The organism is Pseudomonas sp. GW456-12-10-14-LB2 (assembly GCF_002884345.1).
GTDB lineage: Bacteria > Pseudomonadota > Gammaproteobacteria > Pseudomonadales > Pseudomonadaceae > Aquipseudomonas > Aquipseudomonas paraglycinae.
This window is the reverse complement of the sequence record NZ_POHV01000028.1, coordinates 22,240-44,619: the sequence shown is the minus strand read 5'-3', so window position 1 is coordinate 44,619 and position 22,380 is coordinate 22,240. Positions and strand designations below refer to the sequence as shown.

Annotated in this window: 22 protein-coding genes; 14 read left to right on the top strand and 8 right to left on the bottom strand. The window is 60.7% G+C overall.

What is annotated here, in order from left to right; genetic code table 11:
- Positions 1-17 precede the first annotated feature (17 nt).
- Positions 18-1,340, bottom strand: coding sequence for an MFS transporter (locus tag C1X29_RS19440; RefSeq protein ID WP_074688585.1), 1,323 nt, complete (start codon positions 1,338-1,340; stop codon positions 18-20).
- A gap of 193 nt (positions 1,341-1,533) precedes the next feature.
- Here C1X29_RS19440 and C1X29_RS19435 point away from each other — a divergent pair, with 193 nt between their 5' ends.
- Together C1X29_RS19435 and C1X29_RS19425 are read left to right on the top strand one after the other, a co-directional pair.
- Positions 1,534-3,270 carry an IlvD/Edd family dehydratase gene (locus C1X29_RS19435; protein ID WP_102718141.1) on the top strand — a complete coding sequence of 579 codons (1,737 nt, stop codon included), beginning with the start codon at positions 1,534-1,536 and terminating at the stop codon, positions 3,268-3,270.
- Positions 3,271-3,478: 208 nt separating this feature from the next.
- A complete protein-coding gene (locus C1X29_RS19425; RefSeq protein WP_011334609.1) occupies positions 3,479-4,198 on the top strand; it encodes a FadR/GntR family transcriptional regulator in 720 nt (239 codons plus the stop codon).
- Between the two features lie 265 nt (positions 4,199-4,463).
- Here the strand turns inward: C1X29_RS19425 and C1X29_RS19420 are convergent, their stop codons facing one another.
- The 3 genes from C1X29_RS19420 to C1X29_RS19410 form a co-directional block, all read right to left on the bottom strand.
- Entirely contained in the window at positions 4,464-6,848 is a 2,385-nt protein-coding gene (locus C1X29_RS19420) for an RND family transporter (RefSeq protein WP_007957414.1), read from the bottom strand.
- Between the two features lie 28 nt (positions 6,849-6,876).
- Positions 6,877-7,905 carry a YCF48-related protein gene (locus tag C1X29_RS19415; protein ID WP_102718140.1) on the bottom strand — a complete coding sequence of 343 codons (1,029 nt, stop codon included), beginning with the start codon at positions 7,903-7,905 and terminating at the stop codon, positions 6,877-6,879.
- Between the two features lie 253 nt (positions 7,906-8,158).
- Complete coding sequence (locus tag C1X29_RS19410; RefSeq protein ID WP_102718139.1) at positions 8,159-9,127, bottom strand: hypothetical protein; 969 nt, start codon at positions 9,125-9,127, stop codon at positions 8,159-8,161.
- 222 nt (positions 9,128-9,349) lie between these two features.
- On the opposite strand from C1X29_RS19410, the gene C1X29_RS19405 reads away from it, so the two are divergent.
- Genes C1X29_RS19405 through C1X29_RS19375 form a run of 7 tightly spaced genes read left to right on the top strand, consistent with a single transcriptional unit; the run spans position 9,350 to position 14,560 of the window.
- On the top strand, positions 9,350-9,940 hold the full coding sequence (locus C1X29_RS19405) for an amino acid synthesis family protein (RefSeq protein WP_007957412.1): 591 nt from the start codon (positions 9,350-9,352) through the stop codon (positions 9,938-9,940).
- 32 nt (positions 9,941-9,972) lie between these two features.
- On the top strand, positions 9,973-10,806 hold the full coding sequence (locus C1X29_RS19400; RefSeq protein ID WP_085746234.1) for an alpha/beta fold hydrolase: 834 nt from the start codon (positions 9,973-9,975) through the stop codon (positions 10,804-10,806).
- Positions 10,803-12,284: an aldehyde dehydrogenase gene (locus tag C1X29_RS19395; protein WP_102718138.1), complete on the top strand. Its 1,482-nt coding sequence runs from the start codon at positions 10,803-10,805 to the stop codon at positions 12,282-12,284. The genes C1X29_RS19400 and C1X29_RS19395 overlap by 4 nt, the downstream gene beginning before the upstream one ends.
- A 12-nt stretch (positions 12,285-12,296) precedes the next feature.
- Positions 12,297-12,782 carry a flavin reductase family protein gene (locus C1X29_RS19390; protein WP_007957406.1) on the top strand — a complete coding sequence of 162 codons (486 nt, stop codon included), beginning with the start codon at positions 12,297-12,299 and terminating at the stop codon, positions 12,780-12,782.
- A 12-nt stretch (positions 12,783-12,794) separates the two neighbouring features.
- Positions 12,795-13,184 carry a carboxymuconolactone decarboxylase family protein gene (locus C1X29_RS19385; protein WP_007957404.1) on the top strand — a complete coding sequence of 130 codons (390 nt, stop codon included), beginning with the start codon at positions 12,795-12,797 and terminating at the stop codon, positions 13,182-13,184.
- Between the two features lie 58 nt (positions 13,185-13,242).
- A complete protein-coding gene (locus C1X29_RS19380; RefSeq protein ID WP_085603063.1) occupies positions 13,243-13,995 on the top strand; it encodes a GntR family transcriptional regulator in 753 nt (250 codons plus the stop codon).
- Between the two features lies 1 nt (position 13,996).
- Positions 13,997-14,560, top strand: a complete 564-nt coding sequence (locus C1X29_RS19375; RefSeq protein WP_102718137.1) for an NUDIX hydrolase — start codon at positions 13,997-13,999, stop codon at positions 14,558-14,560.
- A gap of 57 nt (positions 14,561-14,617) precedes the next feature.
- Here the strand turns inward: C1X29_RS19375 and C1X29_RS19370 are convergent, their stop codons facing one another.
- A complete protein-coding gene (locus tag C1X29_RS19370) occupies positions 14,618-15,100 on the bottom strand; it encodes a hypothetical protein (RefSeq protein ID WP_256584371.1) in 483 nt (160 codons plus the stop codon).
- 139 nt (positions 15,101-15,239) lie between these two features.
- Positions 15,240-15,533 carry a DUF1330 domain-containing protein gene (locus tag C1X29_RS19365; protein ID WP_085746231.1) on the bottom strand — a complete coding sequence of 98 codons (294 nt, stop codon included), beginning with the start codon at positions 15,531-15,533 and terminating at the stop codon, positions 15,240-15,242.
- Between the two features lie 65 nt (positions 15,534-15,598).
- Between C1X29_RS19365 and ribBA the strand changes: the two genes are divergently transcribed.
- The 5 genes from ribBA to C1X29_RS19340 all read left to right on the top strand — a co-directional run bounded on the left by ribBA (position 15,599) and on the right by C1X29_RS19340 (position 20,829).
- Positions 15,599-16,708, top strand: a complete 1,110-nt coding sequence (gene ribBA, locus C1X29_RS19360; RefSeq protein ID WP_102718136.1) for a bifunctional 3,4-dihydroxy-2-butanone-4-phosphate synthase/GTP cyclohydrolase II — start codon at positions 15,599-15,601, stop codon at positions 16,706-16,708.
- Positions 16,709-16,874: 166 nt separating this feature from the next.
- A complete protein-coding gene (locus tag C1X29_RS19355) occupies positions 16,875-17,900 on the top strand; it encodes an ABC transporter substrate-binding protein (RefSeq protein WP_102718135.1) in 1,026 nt (341 codons plus the stop codon).
- Complete coding sequence (locus C1X29_RS19350) at positions 17,897-18,841, top strand: ABC transporter permease (RefSeq protein ID WP_173940197.1); 945 nt, start codon at positions 17,897-17,899, stop codon at positions 18,839-18,841. The genes C1X29_RS19355 and C1X29_RS19350 overlap by 4 nt, the downstream gene beginning before the upstream one ends.
- 6 nt (positions 18,842-18,847) lie before the next feature.
- On the top strand, positions 18,848-19,657 hold the full coding sequence (locus C1X29_RS19345) for an ABC transporter permease (protein WP_007957396.1): 810 nt from the start codon (positions 18,848-18,850) through the stop codon (positions 19,655-19,657).
- A gap of 17 nt (positions 19,658-19,674) precedes the next feature.
- Positions 19,675-20,829, top strand: coding sequence for an ABC transporter ATP-binding protein (locus C1X29_RS19340; protein ID WP_102718133.1), 1,155 nt, complete (start codon positions 19,675-19,677; stop codon positions 20,827-20,829).
- 212 nt (positions 20,830-21,041) lie between these two features.
- On the opposite strand, the gene map is transcribed toward C1X29_RS19340, so the two are convergent.
- The gene (map, locus tag C1X29_RS19335; RefSeq protein ID WP_102718132.1) at positions 21,042-21,833 is read right to left on the bottom strand and encodes a type I methionyl aminopeptidase; all 792 of its coding nucleotides are present in this window, start codon (positions 21,831-21,833) and stop codon (positions 21,042-21,044) included.
- On the bottom strand, positions 21,830-22,090 hold the full coding sequence (locus tag C1X29_RS19330; RefSeq protein ID WP_011334623.1) for a ParD-like family protein: 261 nt from the start codon (positions 22,088-22,090) through the stop codon (positions 21,830-21,832). The genes map and C1X29_RS19330 overlap by 4 nt, the downstream gene beginning before the upstream one ends.
- Positions 22,091-22,380 lie beyond the last annotated feature (290 nt).

Below are 22,380 nucleotides of genomic sequence, written 5' to 3'. Positions count from 1 at the left end.
CAAATCCTGGATCGAAATCAGGTACGCGTCGCACCCCGTGCACTCGCTGCAAATTGCTCGACCGGGAGCACATGCTTGCGCTCCAGCAAGCGATAGACGACACCCGTCAGAATCAGCCCGAACACCATCACACCGGACAGGAAGTACAGGCCCGAAGCGAGGTTGCCGGTGTATTCCTTCAGCGCGCCGATCACGAACGGGCCGATGTAACCGCCGAGGTTGCCCACCGAGTTGATCAACGCAATCCCGGCTGCAGCACTGGCACCAGCGAAGAACCGCCCCGGCAGCGTCCAGAACACCGCCGTGCAGGAAAACAGCGCAAACGCCACCAGACACAACGCCGCCAGTTGCGCCACCGGCAACGACAGCCAGGCACTGAGGAACAGGCCCATGGCGCCCAGCACATAAAGCACCGCCAGATGGCCGTAGCGATCATTCAGACGGTCGGAACTGCGCGGAATGATCAGCAGGCCGATGATCCCGAAAATGTACGGCACCGAAGACACGAAACCTGTCACCAGATCGCTGCCGCCGAACTGTTTGATCAGGGTCGGCAGCCACAGGCCCAGGCCATAAATGCTCAGGGTCACCGGCAGGTAGAACAGCGCCAGCAGCAGCACGCGTTTGTCTTTCAGCGCATGCAGAGGATTGCCGTGACGGGTCTGGCCGTATTCCTGCAGGTCCTTTTTCAGCTCGCCGGTCAGCCAGTCCTTCTCGGCCTGATCCATCCATTTCACTTGCTGCGGGCCGTCCGGCAACCAGCGCAGTACCGGCCAGGTCAGCAGGATCGCCGGGGTGCCGATGACGATGAACAGCCACTGCCAGCCATGCAGGCCGAGGATGCCGTCCATGCCCAGCAAACCGCCCGAAACGGGGCCGGTGATCATCATCGCGATGGGTTGGGAAAGGATGAACAGCCCGAGGATCTTGCCGCGATGGCGCACCGGAAACCATTGGGTGATGTAGTACAGAACGCCGGGAAAGAACCCCGCCTCCGCCGCGCCGAGCAGAAAGCGCATCACGTAGAAACTGTGCGGGCCCTGGACGAAGGCCATGCCGATGGTGATGGCGCCCCAGGTGATCATGATCCGCGCAAACCAGCGCCGCGCGCCGAAGCGTTCGAGCATCAGGTTGCTGGGGATTTCAAACAGAAAGTAGCCGATGAAAAACAGCCCGGCACCGAGGCCGTAGGCAGCATCGCCGATACCGATGTCGGCGCCCATGTGCAGCTTGGCAAAGCCGACGGCCGAGCGATCCACATAGGCGATCAGGTACAGCAGGATCAGGAAGGGAATCAGTTTCAGCGTGATACGCCGGACAAGCCGCAGTTCCTGGCTCATGAGATCGGTCTCCGATTGTTGTTTTTATGGAACCTCGGGGAACGCCTCTCGCGGAAAACCGCCAGGGCCATCCCTCCGTCGAAAACGACTATATAGTAATACTAATTACGCAACAACACTTCCAAACCGTCGATTTTGCGCTTATGTTTAGCCGAAGCTCGCAAACAATAGTCTTACAATAAGAGAATCGATCATGTCTGATAAGAAACCCACCCTGCGCTCCGCCCAATGGTTTGGCACGGCCGACAAGAACGGCTTCATGTACCGCAGCTGGATGAAGAATCAGGGCATCGCCGACCATCAGTTCCATGGCAAGCCGATCATCGGCATCTGCAACACCTGGTCGGAACTGACCCCGTGCAACGCGCACTTCCGCCAGATCGCGGAGCACGTCAAACGCGGGGTGATCGAGGCTGGCGGATTCCCGGTGGAATTTCCGGTGTTCTCCAACGGTGAATCGAACCTGCGCCCGACCGCCATGCTCACCCGAAACCTGGCGAGCATGGACGTCGAGGAAGCGATTCGCGGCAATCCGATTGACGGCGTGGTGCTGCTGACCGGTTGCGACAAGACCACTCCGGCCCTGCTGATGGGCGCGGCCAGTTGCGACGTGCCGGCGATCGTCGTCACCGGCGGGCCGATGCTCAACGGCAAGCACAAAGGCAAGGACATCGGCTCCGGCACCGTGGTCTGGCAGCTCAGCGAACAGGTCAAGGCCGGCACCATCACGATTGATGATTTCCTCGCGGCCGAGGGCGGCATGTCTCGCTCCGCCGGCACCTGCAACACCATGGGCACCGCGTCGACCATGGCTTGCATGGCCGAAGCACTGGGCACGTCCCTGCCGCACAACGCGGCGATTCCGGCGGTGGATGCGCGGCGTTATGTGTTGGCGCACATGTCCGGCATGCGTGCGGTGGAGATGGTTCGTGAGGATCTGAAACTGTCGAAGATCCTGACCAAGGAAGCCTTCGAAAATGCGATCCGGGTCAACGCAGCGATTGGCGGTTCGACCAACGCGGTAATCCACCTCAAAGCCATCGCCGGGCGCATTGGCGTCGAGCTGGATCTGGACGACTGGACCCGCATCGGTCGCGGCATGCCGACCATTGTCGACCTGCAACCGTCCGGGCGTTTCCTGATGGAAGAGTTCTACTACGCCGGGGGATTGCCGGCCGTGTTGCGCCGCCTCGGCGAAGCCAATCTGATTCCGAATCCGAACGCATTGACCGTCAACGGCAAATCCATCGGCGAGAACACCAAGGACGCGCCGATCTACGGTGAAGACGAAGTGATCCGCACCCTCGACAATCCGATCCGCGCCGACGGCGGCATCTGCGTGTTGCGCGGCAACCTCGCGCCACTGGGCGCGGTGCTCAAACCGTCAGCCGCCACACCGGAACTGATGCAGCACCGTGGCCGCGCGGTGGTGTTCGAGAACTTCGACATGTACAAGGCGCGGATCAACGACCCGGAACTGGACGTCGATGCCAACTCGATTCTGGTGATGAAGAACTGCGGGCCGAAGGGTTATCCGGGCATGGCCGAAGTCGGCAACATGGGGCTGCCGGCCAAGCTGCTGGCGCAGGGCGTGACCGACATGGTACGTATCTCCGATGCGCGCATGAGCGGCACGGCTTACGGCACCGTTGTGTTGCATGTCGCGCCGGAAGCGGCGGCCGGCGGGCCTTTGGCGGCAGTGAAGGAAGGTGACTGGATCGAGCTGGACTGCGCCAGCGGGCGTTTGCATCTGGACATTGCGGACGCTGAACTGGCGGCGCGCATGGCGGATCTGCAACCGCCGCAGCAATTGTTGGTGGGTGGGTATCGTCAGCTGTATATCGACCATGTGCTGCAGGCGGATCAGGGGTGTGATTTCGACTTCCTGGTAGGTTGCCGAGGGGCTGAAGTCCCCCGCCATTCCCACTAACACCGCTGTCCCCCTGCCCTGATCCTTCCCACGCTCTGCGTGGGAATGCAGCCCGGGACGCTCTGCGTCCCATTTGAGAACTGGAACGCAGAGCGTCCCTTCAGGCATTCCCACGCGGAGCGTGGGAACGATCATTGCCTCGCTCCAGATTACGCCGTGCCTGCTATGATGCGCGGCATCTCCATCGCTCAGGATCGCGCCACTCCCCATGGATTACCGCAAACCTTCCGACCGTAAAAGCATGCACTCGCGCATCGTCCAGGAACTGGGCATGCAGATTGTTTCCGGACGCTTTCTGCCCTGCGACAAGCTGCCCGCCGAAGCCTTGCTCTGCGAGGAATACGCGGTCAGCCGGCCGGTGTTGCGCGAAGCCACCCGAGTGCTGGTCGCCAAGGGCCTGGTGTATTCGAAACCGCGCGTCGGCACCGTGGTCAAGCCGCGCCGCGAATGGCACATGCTCGACCCGGACGTGCTGCACTGGCTGATGCAAAGCAGCCCGCAGAACGAGTTCTTCAACGTCCTGACCAGCGTGCGCAGCATCATCGAACCGGCCGCCGCCGCCCTCGCCGCCCAGCACGCCACCGATGCCGACATTGCGTCGATTGCCGAGGCTTACCAGCGCATGGAAGCGGCGCCGACGCCGGAAGCCTTGCTGCAACCGGATCTGGACTTTCACAGCCGGATTGCCGATGCGACCCACAACGATTTGCTGGCCAATCTGTGCAACATGCTTGCGGTGGCGATTGCCGAGGCGTTGAAGCATTCGAACCAGCGGCCGAATCTGCATGAGCTGGCGTTGCCTCGGCACAAGGCGATTTTGACGGCGATCGAGAATCGGGATGCGTTGGGGGCTCGGCATGCGACGTTGGTGCAGCTGGATGATGCGCGCAGCGCCTTGAGTGTGGTGCTTGGGGCGGATCTTTCGTAAGCCTTTAGTCCGCCTGCCCTCACCCTAGCCCTCTCCCAGTGGGAGAGGGAACCAATCCGGGGATATTGGAGAGATACACCGACTTGAACGATCTGCCTTGAGTCCGTAATCGACTCGGTTTTTCAGGTCGATGGTTGACGAAGCACAACCCGGTCAGTCCCCTCTCCCTTTGGGAGAGGGCTAGGGTGAGGGGGCTTTTGATCTCACACCATAAAAAAAACCGCAACCCTTCAAGGTTGCGGCTTTTTCATTTCAGCCAACCGGATCAGTGAGCAAACAGAGAATTGCCCTTCTGCCCCGCCAGTTTCTCCGGCTTGATCAGGAACTTCGCCAGTGCCGGCAATAGCCACAGCGCACCGAACATGTTCCACAGCAGCATGAAGGTCAGCATCAGGCCCATGTCGGCCTGGAACTTGATCGCCGAGAAGATCCAGGTGCACACGCCGATGGCCAGGCACAGACCGGTGAACAGCACCGCTTTACCGGTGGATTTCAGGGTCTGGTAATAGGCTTCCTGCAGCGGCAAACCGGCACGCAGGAAACTTTCCAGGCGGCTGTAGATGTAGATGCCGTAGTCCACGCCGATGCCCACGCCCAACGCCACTACCGGCAGCGTCGCTACCTTCACGCCGATACCCATGAACGCCATCAGCGCGTTGCCCAGCACCGAAGTCAGCACCAGCGGCAGCACGATGCACAGGGTCGCCGCCCACGAGCGGAAGGTGATCATGCACATCACCGCCACGCAGATGTACACCAGGATCAGAATGGTCAGCTCGGACTTCTTGATCACCTCGTTGGTGGCCGCCTCGATCCCGGCGTTACCAGCCGCGAGGATGAACTCCAGGCCTTCCTTGTTGTTTTCCTTGGCGAAGTCCTGCACCGCATGCACGGCGCGATCCAGGGTTTCGGCCTTGTGGTCGTTGAGGAACACCAGCACCGGCGCCAGCGAGCAACTGTTGTTGTACAGGCCGTCGGCCCGGGCGATTGAGTTGTTCAGCACATCCGGGTTGCGCGACAGGGTTTCCCATTTCAGGTTGCCCTCGTTCATGCCCTTGATCATCTGCTTGGACACGGTCACCAGCGAGATCGCCGACTGCACGCCCTCGGTGTTCTGCATCTTCCACATCAGCTCGTCGATCGGCGCCATGGCTTCATAGCGCGAGCAGCCTTCGGACTTGGTCTTGACCATCACCACCAGCACGTCGGAACTGGTCGAATAGTTGCTGATGATGAAGTTGTTGTCCTTGTTGTAGCGCGAGTCCGGACGCAGTTCCGGCGCACCCTGGTCGAGGTCGCCGATCTTCAGGTTCTGGCTGTACCAGAGACCGCCACCGAAGGCGACCAGCGCCAGGGCGATGGAGATCGGGGCGACTTTCGGGTTGGCGAAGTTCGACAGCAGGCGCCAGAACGGATGTTCGCGGTGCGCGTCCTTCTTGCTCTTGGCGATGGCGCGCTTGCTGATGCCAACATACGAAATCGCCACCGGCAGCAGGATCAGGTTGGTGAACACGATCACCGCCACGCCGATGGAGGCGCCGATGGCGAGCTCGCGGATCACGCCGATGTCGATGATCAGCAGCGTGATGAAGCCGACGGCGTCCGCCAGAATCGCGATCATCCCCGGCAGGAACAATTGACGGAAGGTCCGCCGTGCGGCCGTCAGGGCGTTGTCCGCCTCACCAGATTGCAGGGCGATACCGTTGATTTTCTGCACGCCGTGGGAAATGCCGATGGCGAAGATCAGGAACGGCACCAGCATCGAATACGGATCGAGGCCGAACCCGAAAAAGTGCATCAACCCCAGTTGCCAGACCACCGCCACCAGCGTGGTGCTCAACACCGCCACGGTGCTGCGCAGGCAGTTGGTGAACCACAGCAGCAGGATCAGGGTGATGACGAAAGCGATGCCGAAGAACATCACCACCATCACCAGGCCGTCGATCAGGTCGCCGACCTTCTTGGCGAAACCGACGATGTGGATCTTGACGTTGGGGTTCTGCGCTTCGAACTTGTTGCGGATCTTGTCTTCGAGCTCATGGGAGAACTGGCGATAGTCCAGCGCCAGCAGCTTGCCCTGGTCCTGCGGGTCCGGGTAGGACTCCAGCAGCGGGATGTCGACGATGCTCGACTTGAAGTCGTTGGCCACCAGACGCCCGACCTGACCGGACTTGAGCACGTTGTTGCGCAGCAGATCGAGGCTGTCCTGGGAGCCGTTGTAGCTCTGCGGGATCACTTCGCCACCGGCAAAACCTTCCTCGGTCACTTCGGTCCAGCGCACGCTCGGGCTCCACAGCGACTTGAGGCCGGAACGGTCGACGCCGGAGATGTAGAACACCTCGTCGTTGATCTGACGCAGGGTCTCCATGTACTCCTTGGAGAAGATGTCGCCATCCTTCGCTTCCACCGAAATACGCACGGTGTTGCCCAGGTTCGCCAGATCGTTGCGGTGCTCCATCATCTTTTCAATGAACGGATGCTTGAGCGGGATCATCTTTTCGAAGCTGGTGGACGGGCGGATCAGCGTGGCCTGCCAGAACAGGAAAATGCTGACCAGCAGGCAGATCACGATCACTGCCGGGCGGTTGTTGAAGATCAGGCGCTCGAGAAACGTCGCCTTGTCCTGATGATGAGTGCTCAAGGAAGTCATAGCCCCGCCTTCTTATTATTGATTCGGCTCATTTGCCCAGCTCGGCGCCGTTCGGCGAAGTGACCCGAACGCCACCCTGCCCGCTCAGGATCAGATTGCCGTTGCCGGCGGCGGTGACCGACGACAGCGAGATGCGATCCGGACGGTTGAACACGCTGAAGGATTCGCCGTTGTCACTGCTGCTGACCACCGAGCCGCCGTTGCCGACGATGACGATGGAGCCGTCCGCAAGCAGCGTGGCGCCGGACAGGCCGAACTCCAGCGAACCGCGCGCGGCTTTCAGTTCGACCTGCTCCCAGGTGCTGCCGAAATCGGTGGAGCGGTAAAGGTTGCCGCGCAGACCGTAGGCCAGCAGGGTTTGCGGCTGCGCCGTGCCGATCACGCCGAACAGCGAACCTTCGTACGGGCCTTCGAGTTTTTCCCAGGTCTGGCCCCAGTCGGCGGAGCGGAACATGCTGCCCGACTCACCGACGATGAACAGGCCGGCGTCTTTTACCGAAGCGATGGCGTTGAGGTGGAACTGGTCTTCGTTGTCGAGGCGATCGCTGACGTCTTCCCAGTTTTTGCCGCCGTCGGTGGTTTCCAGCAGCGCGCCGTAGGCACCCACGGCCAGACCGCTGTTGACGTCCTTGAACCAGACGTCGAGCAGCGGCGATTCGCGTTTGAGGTCTTCGAACTGTTTGGTCCAGGTCAGGCCGCCGTCTTCGCTGGCGAGGATCTGTGCGTCGTGGCCGACGGCCCAGCCGTGCTTGTCATCGACGAAATACACGGCGGTCAGCAACTGGCGGCTCGGCACTTTGGCCTGGGTCCAGGTCTTGCCCTGGTCATCGGAATAGAGAATGTGCCCACGATCCCCGACCGCCACCAGCCGGGTTCCGGCGTGAACGACATCGAGCATCAGGCTTTTCGAGGCCTTGGCCGATTCGGTGGAATAGACCACGTCGGCTGGCGCTTCGGCGGCGAGAACCGGCGCCGACAATGTGGCAAAGCCCAGCAGAGAGAGTGCTGTGGCCAGCAACGCGGTGTTGCGTAACGCCGGCGGGCGGCAACGACTCATAGACCTTCCCCTGTTTATTATTGTTGGTCATGGACCTTAAGGGCGCCGCAAGGGTGCTCACGGTGACTGCCTGGTCACAAGCATAGTCCTGAAACCCGCCATCCAGAGCCCCTTCGGAAGCTGGCTCATCCTATCGGGCATTCGAAACGTCTGACAATCGGCGCAACGTTATCTTTTGTTAACCGCGAAGGAACGGGTTGCGAGTGAATGAAGAGGTATTCGCCGGGCTGATGAGCCCGCATCTGGACCCTCGTCAAAAATAATCATCCAGCTTCAACCTCTGAGCCGCGTCATCTTTCAGAACCCGGATCGACTGCATGTCGCAAGGCATAGTCTCGAAGACATAACCCTTGGCCCCGGGAATTGCGACAACCGCTTTTTTTTCACTGATCAATGCCGCTCTGGCGCCATGGGGCATCCCGGGGATGGCGCATTCGCGCGGATGAAGATGAAACGAGGCGAATACCAGAGCTTCCTGAACACCTTCTTCGACATGTTTGAGAACAAAAACCCACACACTCCATGAACTGCTGACGGTGAAAAGAGACACGCCGAGGACAATCCAGCGCATGGTCGCGCGCCTGATGTGGCTTCGACCGGATTTGTATTTTTTCCAGAACGGCGCTGACAGAGGATCGCGCTTCGCCGACTCGCGGAATGTCGGCTTCACTTCATTCATGAACATATATGTGACGATGACAATGAGACTGCCCAGCATCGTCGCGGCGTATAGCCAAGTGAATGCAAGTATCAGCAACGTCAGCGTCTTTTGTGCGACGGGAAACTGGGTGGCTTCGACTCGCGTGTAGTGAACGATGAAATAGTCAGCCCAGGCACTCGCAAACTGGCCGATACCCAACGTTATCAAGGCCGCGGTGAGGGCCAGCCACCAGAAGTTTTCCCTGAATTTTGCGACCAGATTGAAATATCTGATCGAGAGAACCAATGAACTCAGGCACAGGGTCACCCACACCTGCAAGACCACGCTCAGATCCGCAGGGCTGCCCAGCCTGGTCCATAAAGCGAGCAACAGCAGCAGAACCAGCGCCCCCACGGTCAGCGCTGCCAGATACTCGTCGAATCCCCACCATCGGATGCTGTAGTTGAGCTTCCAGGGCCAGTGTTTCGAACCCGTTCTGACAAACATCGGGCCATCCATGCAGCGTCTGGCCACTTCCAGTACGAAAGCGAAAATCAAATAGGTAGCAATGTAGGGAAGCATTGATCGCGAGCGTCCTTTCTCTCAGATCGGACAATGTTATCCCAAGCCTTCCGCTTATCCGATCAACGCCTCTAAACATTTGAACTGCCGCCCCTGAATGGCGTGGCGCTTGCGCATGCCGTCCATCTGATCTCGTACAAATTCGAATGGGAGGCTTGCACGATCGGTATTATGGTATACCATCAGACGCACAGACACTCTTTATCCCCTACGGAGCAGCTCATGAGTTTCGAAATTCGCAAGATCGTCAGCTATGTCGAAGAAACCTTCATCGAAGGCGGCAAGGCGTCCGACACCCCGGTGACCATGGTGGGCCTGGCCGTCGTGATGAAAAACCCGTGGGTCGGCAACGGCTTTGTCGAAGACCTCAAGCCGCAGATTCGCGCCAATTGCTCCGACCTCGGCGCGATGATGGTCGAGCGTCTGGTGGGCATCATCGGCGGTGCCGAGAAGATCGAGGCTTACGGCAAAGCCGCGGTGGTCGGCGCCGACGGCGAAATCGAGCACGCGTCGGCGGTGATCCACACTCTGCGCTTCGGCAATCACTATCGCGAAGCGGTCAAGGCCAAGAGCTACCTGAGCTTCACCAACAAGCGCGGCGGTCCGGGCACTTCGATTCAGATCCCGATGATGCACAAGGACGACGAAGGCCTGCGCTCGCACTACATAACCCTGGAAATGCAGATCGAAGACGCCCCGCGCGCCGACGAAATCGTCGTGGTGCTCGGTTGCGCCGACGGTGGTCGCCTGCACCCGCGCATCGGCAACCGCTACATCGATCTGGAAGAACTGGCCGCCGAAAAAGCCCAGTAATCACAATAAAAAAGGCATTGCAGGAGCGCTCCATGATTCGGCTCACCGCTGAACTCACCCCGGCCGGCACCAGTTATCTGGCGACAGGCGTTGGCCAACCCGTGGTGTTGATCCACGGCGTAGGCCTGAACAAAGAAATGTGGGGCGGCCAGATCGTTGGCCTGGCCACGCAATACCGGGTGATCGCCTACGACATGCTCGGCCATGGCGCCAGCCCGCGACCGGCCAGCGGCACCGCCCTGCTCGGCTATGCCGATCAGTTGCTGGAGTTGCTCGACCACCTGCAATTGCCCGAGGCATCGGTGATCGGCTTTTCCATGGGCGGTCTGGTGGCGCGGGCGTTTGCCCTGCATTACCCGGACCGCCTGAAAAGCCTGGTGGTGCTCAACAGCGTGTTCAACCGCAGCGAAGAGCAACGCGCCGGCGTCATCGCCCGCACCGCTCAAGCTGCCGAACACGGGCCCGACGCGAATGCCGAAGCGGCACTGTCGCGCTGGTTCAGCCGTGAATATCAAGCGGCCAACCCGGCGCAGATCGCCGCGATCCGCCAGACCCTGGCCGGCAATGATCCGCAGGGTTACCTGACCACCTACGAATTGTTCGCCACCCAGGACATGTACCGCGCCGACGACCTGGGCAGCATCCAGGCGCCGACGCTGATCGCCACCGGCGAGCTGGACCCAGGATCGACCCCGGAAATGGCCGAGCAGCTGGCCGCGCGCATTCCCGGTGCGAAGGTTGCCGTGCTGCCGGAGCAACGGCATATGATGCCGGTAGAGTCGCCACGGCTGGTGAACCAGACGCTGCTGGAATTTCTCGACACCGCACACGCCCGACAAAACCATATAAAGGGGATCGTTGCATGACACTCGCACGCTTCCAGATGTGCATCGGCGGAGAATGGGTCGACGCCCTCTCCGGCAAGACTTTCGAAAGCCTCAACCCGGCGCTGGCCGAACCCTGGGCCGAACTGCCCGACGCTGACGAGGCCGACGTCGAACGCGCCGTGCAAGCCGCGCAGACCGCCTTCGACAGCCCGGCATGGCGTGGTTTGACCGCCACCGCGCGCGGCAAACTGCTGCGTCGTCTCGGTGACCTGATCGCTGAAAACAAGGAACAACTGGCGCAGCTGGAAAGCCGCGACAACGGCAAGCTGATCCGCGAAACCCGGGGTCAGGTCGGTTATCTGCCGGAGTTCTTCCACTACACCGCCGGCCTCGCCGACAAGCTCGAAGGCGGCACCCTGCCGCTGGATAAACCCGATCTGTTCGCCTACACCGTGCACGAAGCCATGGGCGTGGTCGCCGCGATCATTCCGTGGAACAGCCCGCTTTATCTGACCGCGATCAAACTGGCGCCGGCGCTGGCGGCGGGCAACACCATTGTGATCAAGCCCTCCGAGCACGCCTCGGCGACCATTCTCGAACTGGCGCGCCTGGCCCTCGAAGCCGGGATTCCGCCGGGCGTGGTCAACGTCGTCACCGGCTACGGCCCGAGCACTGGCGCCGCCCTCACCCGCCATCCGCTGATCCGCAAGATCGCCTTCACCGGTGGCGCGGCCACGGCCCGGCATGTGGTGCGCAGCAGCGCCGAGAACTTCGCCAGGTTGTCGCTGGAACTGGGCGGCAAGTCGCCGAACATCATCTTTGCCGACGCCGATCTCGACAGCGCGATCAACGGCGCCATCGCCGGGATTTACGCGGCGTCTGGCCAGAGCTGCGTGTCCGGTTCGCGACTGCTGGTGCAGAATGAAATCTACGACGAATTCGTCAGCCGACTGGTGGAGCGCGCCCAGCGCATCCGCATCGGCAACCCACAGGACGACAGCAGCGAAATGGGCCCGATGGCCACCGCGCAGCAACTGGCGGTGGTTGAAGGTCTGGTGGCCGATGCCATCGCCGAGGGCGCGCGTCTGCGTCTGGGCGGCAAGCGCCCGAGCGGCGTCGGTGACGGCTGGTTCTACGAACCGACGCTGTTCGAATGCGATCGCAATTCGATGAAGATCATGCAGGAAGAAGTCTTCGGCCCGGTGGCTTCGGTGATCCGGTTCAAGGATGAAGCCGAAGCGCTGGCGATCGCCAACGACTCGCAGTTCGGCCTCGCCGCCGGCATCTGGACCCGCGATCTGGGCCGCGCCCATCGTCTGGCCCGGGACGTGCGTTCGGGGATCATCTGGGTCAACACCTACCGCGCGGTGTCGGCGATGGCACCGATCGGTGGCTTCAAGAACAGTGGCTATGGACGCGAAAGCGGCATCGACTCGGTGCTGGCCTACACCGAACTGAAAACGGTGTGGATCAACCTCTCCCAGGCACCGATGCCTGATCCGTTTGTGATGCGTTAGGAGTCCTGCGACATGATCGAACCCGGCATTTACAAAGACGTCATGAGCTCGTTTCCGTCCGGGGTCACGGTGGTCACCACCCTCGACCCGGATGGCGGCATCGTCGGCATCACCGCCAGCGCCTTCAGTGCGCTGTCGATTGATCCGGCGTTGGTGCTGTTCTGCCCCAACTACGCTTCCGACACCTACCCGGTGCTGCGCGACAGCAAGAAGTTCGCGATCCATTTGCTGTCCGCCGACCAGACCGCCGAGGCCTACGCCTTCGCCGGCAAAGGCAAGGACAAGGCCAATGGCATCGAGTGGCATTTGAGCGAGCTCGGTAACCCGATCCTCGCCAAGGCCACGGCGATCATCGAGTGCGAGTTGTGGCGTGAATACGACGGTGGCGACCACGCGATCATCGTTGGCGCGGTGAAGAATCTGATCCTGCCGGAGCAACCGGTGACGCCGATGATTTATCACAAGGGCAAGCTCGGCGCTTTGCCGACACTGGGTTGAGCGGAGAAACACATGAGCAACGAAAAGTACGAGCAAGGCCTGAAGATCCGCACCCAGGTGCTGGGCGAAGCCTATGTGCAGCGCTCGATCGAGAACGCCGACGACTTCACCCGCCCGCTGCAGGAAATGGTCACCGAATACTGCTGGGGCCACGTCTGGGGACGTGAAGGCCTGTCGCTCAAGGAGCGCAGCATGATCAACCTGGCGATGATCTCGGCGCTCAACCGCCCGCATGAACTGAAACTGCATGTGCGCGGCGCCTTGCGTAACGGCCTGAGTCGTGAGCAAATACGCGAAATTCTGCTTCAGGTCGGTATTTATTGCGGCGTCCCGGCAGCCGTGGACAGTTTCCGGCTCGCCCGTGAAGCCTTCGCCGAAGCCGACGCCGAGGCCTCCAGTTAACCCCTCGGCTGTTTTGATGCCCCTCTGGCATGGACAGCCACCTTAAAGAGCGGACCCCATGAAACGCCTGCCACTCGACGACAGCTTCAAGGTCAATCGCAACCCCGTCACCCTGCGCGAAATCGTGCTGGATAAACTGCGAAGCGCCATCATGAACTTCCAGCTGCTGCCGGGCGATCGCCTGGTGGAGCGCGATCTGTGCGATCGCCTGGGCGTGAGCCGTACGTCGGTGCGTGAAGCCTTGCGTCACCTCGAATCCGAAGGTCTGGTGGAATTCGCCGACGCCAAGGGCCCGCGCGTGGCGATCATCACCCTCGCCGATGCCGTCGACATCTATGAACTGCGTTGCGTGCTCGAAGGCCTGATCGTCCAGCTGTTCACCCTGCGCGCCAAGGCCAAGGACATCAAGGCCCTGGAAAAAGCCCTCGACGAGAACCGCAAGGCGCTCAAGGATGGCGAACTGCAACAGGTGATCGACTCGGTGCAGGGTTTCTACGACGTGCTGCTGGAAGGCTCGGGCAACCATGTCGCGGCCACTCAGTTGCGGCAGTTGCAGGCGCGCATCAGCTACCTGCGCGCAACGTCGGTGTCCCAGGAGAACCGTCGCGGCGCCAGCAATCACGAGATGGAAAAAATGGTCGAGGCGATCAAGAGCGGCGATCCGCTGGCGGCGCATCAGGCGTGTGTCGATCACGTTCGCGCCGCAGCCGCCGTGGCCCTCGATTATCTGAAGCGCAAACAGGAAGAGACCGGCGCCACTCCACCGATCACCCTGCCCATCGCGCTGAAAGAACCGCGCATAGGTCACTGACATGTTCAGCCCGAGCTTTTGCCCGAAATGCGGTGGCGCCGACCTCGGTCAGCAGGTGCCGCCGGGCGATACGCACGAGCGCCTGATGTGCCGCAGTTGCGGCTACATCCACTACGTAAACCCGAAGATCATCGCCGGCTGCATCATCGAGCAGGACGGCAAATACCTCTTGTGCCAACGGGCGATTCCCCCGCGCCCCGGCACCTGGACCCTGCCCGCCGGTTTCATGGAAAGCGGCGAAACCACCGAACAGGCCGCCCTGCGCGAAGTCTGGGAAGAAAGCGGCGTGCGCGCGGAAATCGTTTCGCCGTATTCGATCTTCAGCGTGCCGAAGATCAGCGAGGTCTACATCATCTTCCGCGCCCTCGCGCTGGAAATCACTGGCGAGTACGGTCCGGAAACCCTCGCCTGCAAATTCTTCGCCCCGGAAGACATCCCGTGGGAGCAGATCTACTACCCGGCGATCCGGCAGATCCTCGAACGCTACATCGAGGAACGCCAGGCCGGGGTGTATGGCATGTACATGGGCAATGACGACAGCGGCAAGATTCATTTCATGCGTTGATCAGCCGTCACTTGCAAGGGATACAGAGCCCGGCCCGATTCCTCGGTAGATAGGTGCTCAGTCCGGCATCGTACGAATGATATCCGCCAGATCATCTTTGGTGATTTCATTGGCTTTGAGAGCAGCGGAGATGTCTTTCTTGGAGAGCGGGAAACGCTTGAAAATGTCCTTCAAGGTATCGGCATCAATATTGGAGAGCCAAAGAGGATCGATAAAAGATCCGCCATATTCAGGCTTCATTGGGACTTCTTCGTGGGCAATGGCACCTTTGTGATTCAGATACACCACATAACGATCGTGCCCTTCAGGAAAGCTTTTATCGTGATATAGCGTTGTCCCCATCGGCAGGACATAGTAATTGTCATCGCCACCTTGCCCCTCGATCAGCAGGGGTTCTTTGGTTTTAACCATCTCCAGATCGCGTCCCTTCGCACTGTTCCCGAAAATCAGAAAAGCCAGAAAGACTGCATTTACCAATAGAGCAGCCACTAGCCAGAGGCCTACTCGCCTACCTGCAAACATTCCTTTTGTCATGCGCATCAATATTCCCTTAGAGCACACCGTGCAAACCCGCAGGCATTAAATTCCGTCCGGCGGAAGATCTCCTGATCCAGAAAAAATATCAAAAGATCGCGGCCACGTTCGATTCTGTAGTTCCTGCGGGTTTACAAGCAAGACGTTACGGCGCCATCCCTTCAACGATGACAATCTCCGCCCTCGCCCATTCCTCGCGATAGCTCTTCGCTTCCTGATACGCCGCCGAGCGGTAGCACGCCACGGCCTGCTCATAACTGTCGAATTCAATCACCACGCTGCGCTGTGGCGTCGCCCGCCCTTCCATTGCTTCGCTGCGCCCGCCTCTGGCTAAAAACTTCGCGCCGAACTCGGCGAACGCTTTCGGCGCGCGCTGGGTGTATTGGCTGTAGTGATCGGGATCGTTGATGTCCACGTGTGCAATCCAGTACGCCTTCATAGTGACCTCTTGGTTGATTTTGTATTATGGTATACCACGAAATTCATCCACATCGAGAGTCCAGCATGGCCTTCAACAGCATCGAAGAAATCATCGAAGATTATCGCCTCGGCAAAATGGTGTTGCTGGTCGATGACGAAGACCGGGAAAACGAAGGTGACCTGCTGCTGGCCGCCGACCGTTGCACGTCCGAGGCGATCAGTTTCATGGCCCGTGAGGCTCGGGGGCTGATCTGCCTGACGTTGACTGACGATCATTGCCAGCGTCTCGGGCTGGAGCAGATGGTGCCGAGCAATGGCAGCGTGTTCAGCACCGCGTTCACGGTTTCCATCGAAGCGGCGGTCGGTGTGACTACTGGCATTTCTGCTGCCGACCGCGCCTGCACGGTGGCCGCGGCGGTGGCGCCGAATGCTCGCGCTGAAGACCTGGTGCAGCCCGGCCATATCTTTCCGCTGCGCGCCAAGGAAGGTGGCGTACTGACCCGTGCCGGCCACACCGAGGCCGGTTGTGATCTGGCGCGGCTGGCGGGGTTCACGCCTGCTTCGGTGATCGTCGAAGTAATGAACGACGACGGCACCATGGCCCGTCGTCCGGATCTGGAAGTCTTCGCGCGCAAGCACGGGATCAAGATCGGCACCATCGCCGACCTGATCCACTATCGCCTGAGTACCGAACACACCATCGAGCGCATCGGCGAACGGGAGTTGCCGACGGTGCATGGCACGTTCCGTTTGATCACCTTCGAAGATCGCATCGAAGGCGGCGTGCACATGGCGATGGTCATGGGTGAATTGCGCCGTGAGGAACCGACGCTGGTGCGCGTGCATGTGATCGATCCGTTGCGCGATCTGGTCGGCGCCGAGTACAGCGGGCCGACGAACTGGACGTTGTGGGCGGCACTGCAACGGGTCGCTGCCGAAGGGCATGGCGTGGTCGTGGTGCTGGCCAATCATGAGTCGTCCCAGGCGCTGCTGGAGCGCATTCCGCAACTGACTCAGCCGCCTCGGCAGTTCAGTCGCTCGCAATCGCGGATCTATTCGGAGGTCGGCACCGGGGCGCAGATTCTGCAGAACCTGGGCGTCGGCAAGCTGCGCCACTTGGGCCCGCCGCTAAAATATGCCGGGTTGACTGGGTACGATCTTGAGGTGGTTGAGAGCATTCCATTCACCGAATGACCCTGTTTGCCAGATAGCCGGTAAGGCAAAGTGCTTGCACAAAGTTTGGAATACCATAATATGATATTCCATAGACCGGACGACCTGAAAAACCGTCCAGCTACTGCTCCCGACAGGCGGGCAACAACGCAAGCCCGCTCAAAAACACAACAATGAGGGCGTAAAAATGGTGTTGAACAAAGCTGCAACCGCGATCTTTTTTGCGGGACTGCTGAGCGTGACCGGTCAGGCCGCGATGGCCGCCGAGAGTGTGAACTTTGTCAGCTGGGGCGGTAGCACCCAGGATGCGCAGAAACAGGCCTGGGCCGATCCGTTCAGCAAGGCCAGCGGCATCACCGTCGTGCAGGACGGCCCGACCGACTACGGCAAACTCAAGGCCATGGTCGAGAGCGGCAACGTGCAATGGGACGTGGTCGACGTCGAAGCCGACTTCGCCCTGCGCGCCGCCGCCGAAGGTCTGCTCGAACCCCTCGATTTCAAACAGATCCAGCGCGACAAGATCGACCCGCGTTTCGTAAGCGACTACGGCGTCGGCTCGTTCTTCTTCTCCTTCGTCCTCGGCTACAACGAGGGCAAGCTCGGCGCCAACAAGCCGCAGGACTGGAGCGCGCTGTTCGACACCAAGACCTTCCCCGGCAAACGCGCCCTGTACAAATGGCCAAGCCCCGGCGTGCTTGAGCTCGCCCTGCTCGCCGACGGCGTGCCGGCCGACAAGCTCTACCCGCTGGATCTGGATCGCGCCTTCAAGAAACTCGACACCATCAAGAAAGACATCGTCTGGTGGGGCGGCGGCGCGCAGTCGCAGCAACTGCTGGCCTCCGGTGAAGCGAGCATGGGCCAGTTCTGGAACGGCCGGATTCATGCCTTGCAAGAAGACGGCGCACCGGTGGGCGTGAGCTGGAAACAGAACCTGGTCATGGCCGACATTCTGGTGGTGCCAAAGGGTTCGAAAAACAAGGACGCGGCGATGAAGTTCCTGGCCAGCGCCAGCAGTGCCAAAGGCCAGGCCGACTTCTCCAACCTGACCGCCTACGCCCCGGTCAACGTCGACAGCGTGGCGCGTCTGGACTCGACGCTGGCCCCGAACCTGCCGACTGCCTACGCTAAGGATCAGATCACTCTTGATTTCGCGTACTGGGCCAAGAACGGTCCGGCCATCGCGACACGGTGGAACGAATGGCTGGTCAAATGAAAATGGCGGCCACCGCGTCCCGTCCCTCCACTACCACCGGGAGCGCCCCGAGCGCTGCCGGCCCGGCTTCAGGCAAGGCGAGTGCAATGGCGCAAGCCCCATCCCTCAAGCAACGCTGGCGCGGCGCCGGCAATCTCGCGCCGGCGCTATTGTTTCTCGGTCTGTTCTTTCTCGCACCGCTGATTGGCTTGTTGCTGCGCGGCGTGCTCGAACCGGTGCCGGGCCTTGGTAACTATGAGCAACTGTTCGCCAACTCGGCGTATGCGCGGGTGCTGTTCAACACCTTTTCGGTGGCGGGACTGGTGACCGTGTTCAGCCTGCTGCTGGGCTTCCCGCTGGCCTGGGCAATCACCCTGGTGCCACGGGGCTGGGGCCGTTGGATCCTCAACATCGTGCTGTTGTCGATGTGGACCAGCCTCCTCGCCCGCACCTATTCGTGGCTGGTGCTGTTGCAGGCTTCGGGCGTCATCAATAAAGCCCTGATGGCCATGGGCATCATCGATCAGCCGCTGGAAATGGTGCACAACCTGACCGGCGTGGTGATCGGCATGAGCTACATCATGATCCCGTTCATCGTGCTGCCGTTGCAGGCGACCATGCAGGCCATCGACCCGATGATCCTGCAGGCCGGTTCGATCTGTGGCGCGAGCCCGTGGACCAACTTCTTCCGGGTGTTCCTGCCGCTGTGCCGGCCGGGTCTGGCATCCGGCGGCTTGATGGTGTTCGTGATGTCGCTCGGTTACTACGTCACCCCGGCGCTGCTGGGCGGGGCGCAGAACATGATGCTGCCGGAATTCATCATTCAGCAGGTGCAGTCGTTCCTCAATTGGGGCCTGGCCAGCGCCGGCGCCGCGTTGCTGATCGTCATCACCCTGGTGCTGTTCTACGTCTACCTGAAGCTGCAACCGGAATCCCCGGTTGGCGCCAGTAACGCGAGGTAAGCCGACATGCTCCTGACGCCCAATGCCATGAGTCGCCGGATGCGCTTCGGCCTGTATTTCACCACCGGGCTGATCGGCCTGTTCCTGCTGTTGCCGATCGTATTCATCGTCCTGCTGTCGTTCGGTTCGTCCCAGTGGCTGGTGTTCCCGCCACCGGGCTGGACGCTGAAATGGTACGTGCAGTTCTTCTCCAACGCCGACTGGATGAGCGCAGCGCTGGCCAGCCTCAAGGTCGCGGTGCTGACCACGATCTGCGCCGTCGCCCTCGGTTTGCCGACGGCCTTTGCGCTGGTGCGCGGACGCTTCCCCGGCCGGGAAATGCTCTACGGTCTGTTCACCCTGCCGATGATCGTGCCGCTGGTGATCATCGCGGTGGCGGTGTACGCGCTGTTCCTCAAGCTCGGCTACACCGGGACGATGTTCGCCTTCGTCGTCAGCCATGTGATCGTCGCGTTGCCGTTCACCATCATCTCGATCATCAATTCGCTGAAGCTGTTCGATCAGTCGATTGAAGATGCGGCGGTAATCTGCGGTGCGTCACGCCTGCAAGCGGTGTTCAAGGTGACCTTCCCGGCGATCCGTCCGGGCATGGTGGCCGGCGCCCTCTTCGCCTTCCTGGTTTCATGGGACGAAGTGGTGCTCAGCGTGATGATGGCCAGCCCGACCCTGCAAACCCTTCCCGTGAAAATGTGGACCACCCTGCGCCAGGACCTGACGCCCGTGATCGCCGTCGCCTCGACGCTGCTGATCGGCCTGTCGGTATTGGTCATGGTGATCGCCGCCGCCCTGCGCCGGCGCAACGAAATCAGCGCCTGAGCGCCCAGGAGTACGACATGAGTGCCGTGATCAAAGACGCATCCCAGCAGAGCGACAAACTCCTGGTCAGCCTGCGCAACCTGAACAAGCACTACGGCGATTTTGCGGCCGTGGACAACATCTCGCTGGACATCAAGGACGGCGAATTCCTCACCTTTCTCGGCTCCAGCGGCTCGGGCAAAAGCACCACGTTGTCGATGCTCGCCGGCTTCGAAACCCCGAGCAGCGGCGAGATCCTGGTCAACGGCCAGTCGCTGGTGAACGTGCCGCCGCACAAGCGCGACATCGGCATGGTGTTCCAGCGTTATTCGCTGTTCCCGCATCTGTCGGTACGCGACAACATCGCGTTCCCGCTGGCGATCCGCAAACTCGCTGCAGCCGAGCGTGACAAACGCGTCGATGCGATGCTGAAACTGGTGCAGCTCGAACAATTTGCCCATCGCCGCCCTTCGCAACTGTCTGGCGGCCAGCAGCAACGGGTCGCCATTGCGCGGGCGCTGGTTTACGAGCCACGTATTCTGCTGATGGACGAGCCTCTCGGGGCGCTGGACAAGAAACTGCGTGAAGACCTGCAGGACGAATTGCGCCAGCTGCACCGCCGCCTCGGCATCACCATCGTCTACGTGACCCACGACCAGGAAGAAGCCATGCGCCTGTCCCAGCGCATCGCGATTTTCAGTCACGGCAAGATTGTCGGGCTCGGCAGCGGTTATGACCTTTATCAGAATCCGCCAAATGCGTTTGTGGCGTCGTTTCTGGGTAACTCGAACTTTCTCAAGCTCAAGGCGCAGGGTAATGCGGCGGCGAATTTTGAGGGGCAGGCGCTGTCGATTCGCCTGACCGCTGGATTGCAGACCGGGCAGGATGTTTTGCTGATGGTGCGTCCGGAGAAGGCGTTGGCGTTGAGTGTGCAGCAGGCGGCGAGTGAGCCATTGGGAGCCGGCTGGAACGAGGTTTCGGCGAAGGTGGTTGAGGTGTTGTTTCTGGGTGAGAGTCAGACTTGCAGTGTGGTGACTTCGGGTGGCACGTCCATGACCGTGAAAGCATTGTCGGCGGCGGGGATGCCGCTGAAGGCTGGAGATCCGGTTCGGGTGCGTTGGGCGACGGCGGATGCTTGCGTCTATACCGAGTGGGCTGAGAGCGATTTGAACAAAGCGGCGGGGGCTCATTAACACCGAGTCGCCTGCCCGCCCTCACCCCAGCCCTCTCCCGGAGGGAGAGGGAGCCGATTGGGGGATATTGAAGAGATATGCCGACCTGAAGGAGCTGCTTTGAATCCACAATCAACACGGTCTTTCAGGTCGATGTAGTGCGCCAGACAACTCGGTAGGCTCCCTCTCCCTCCGGGAGAGGGCTGGGGTGAGGGCCAGCAGACGACTCGGTCTCACTTGATAGCCGCAAAACCTTCAATTTCGTCAGGCCACGCGGTCAACACTTCGAATCCGTCTTCCGTCACCGCAATCATGTGCTCCCACTGCGCCGACAACGACTGATCCTTGGTCACCACCGTCCAGCCATCCGCCAGACTTTTCACATGGCGCTTGCCGGCATTGAGCATCGGCTCGATGGTGAAAATCATCCCCGCCTTCAGCTTCAAGCCCTGCTCCGGATAACCGTAATGCAGCACCTGCGGTTCATCGTGATAGACCTTGCCGATCCCGTGCCCGCAGTACTCGCGCACCACGCTAAACCCTTCTTTTTCCGCCAGACTTTGAATTGCATGGCCAATATCGCCCAGCGTAGCGCCCGGCCGTACGACGCGGATACCGGCGCACATCGCGTCGTAAGTGGTCTTGATCAGGTGCCGCGCCTCGGGCGTCGGTTCGCCGACCACGTACATGCGACTGGTGTCGCCGAACCAGCCGTCCTTGATCACCGCGATGTCGAGGTTGACGATATCGCGGTCCTTCAGCACACGCTTCGAAGGAATGCCGTGGCAGACCACTTCGTTGACCGACGCGCAAACAGTTTTCGGGAAGCCGTGGTAACCGACGTTGGCCGGTATCGCCTTCTGCACATTGACGATGTAGTCGTTGCACAACTGGTCGAGTTGATCGGTTGTCACGCCAGCCTTGACGTGCGGCACCAGCATCGCCAGCACCTCGGCGGCCAGTCTGCCGGCCTCGCGGGATTGGGCGATTTCGGCCTGGGTGTTGATCTTGATCGGGTTTCTCATGCCTTGGCCGCCTCTTTGACCGAGGCGTTCTGCGCGGCATCCGCCAGTGCGCAGACCTGCTGCAGATCCAGACCACCCGACTGTTCGGCGCGAATCAGCAACCGGCAAATGGCGTGGTGATCAAGATCGGGATACAGCTCGGCGAGCATGCCGATGCGCATCCAGTGTTCGGCCTGCGCGTTGATCGAGCGGCTGAGTGCGTTGCTGGAGATGCGCAGATTCTCGTGCATGTCCTCTGAAATTTTTACGATGCCCATGGCAATATCCGATACGAAGTGTATATGGATCGTATATTAATCGTGCATCGTCCGGGATTGCAAATCTTGCGCGCCCGTTAAATCGCAGGCAAAAAAAAGCTGCCCGGAAGGCAGCCGAATCATGAAAAGCACGCGATGTATTGGGGCCAAGTATTGGCAGCCGATAATGACAGTGTCATGACAGCGATGAATTCACTGAACCGCCCCACCCGCGTCATCAGGTTGTCATCGAACCCACGGCAGAATCCTCGCAAACCGTCCCGCGCCTCCCGACGGAAGATTTGCAAGGA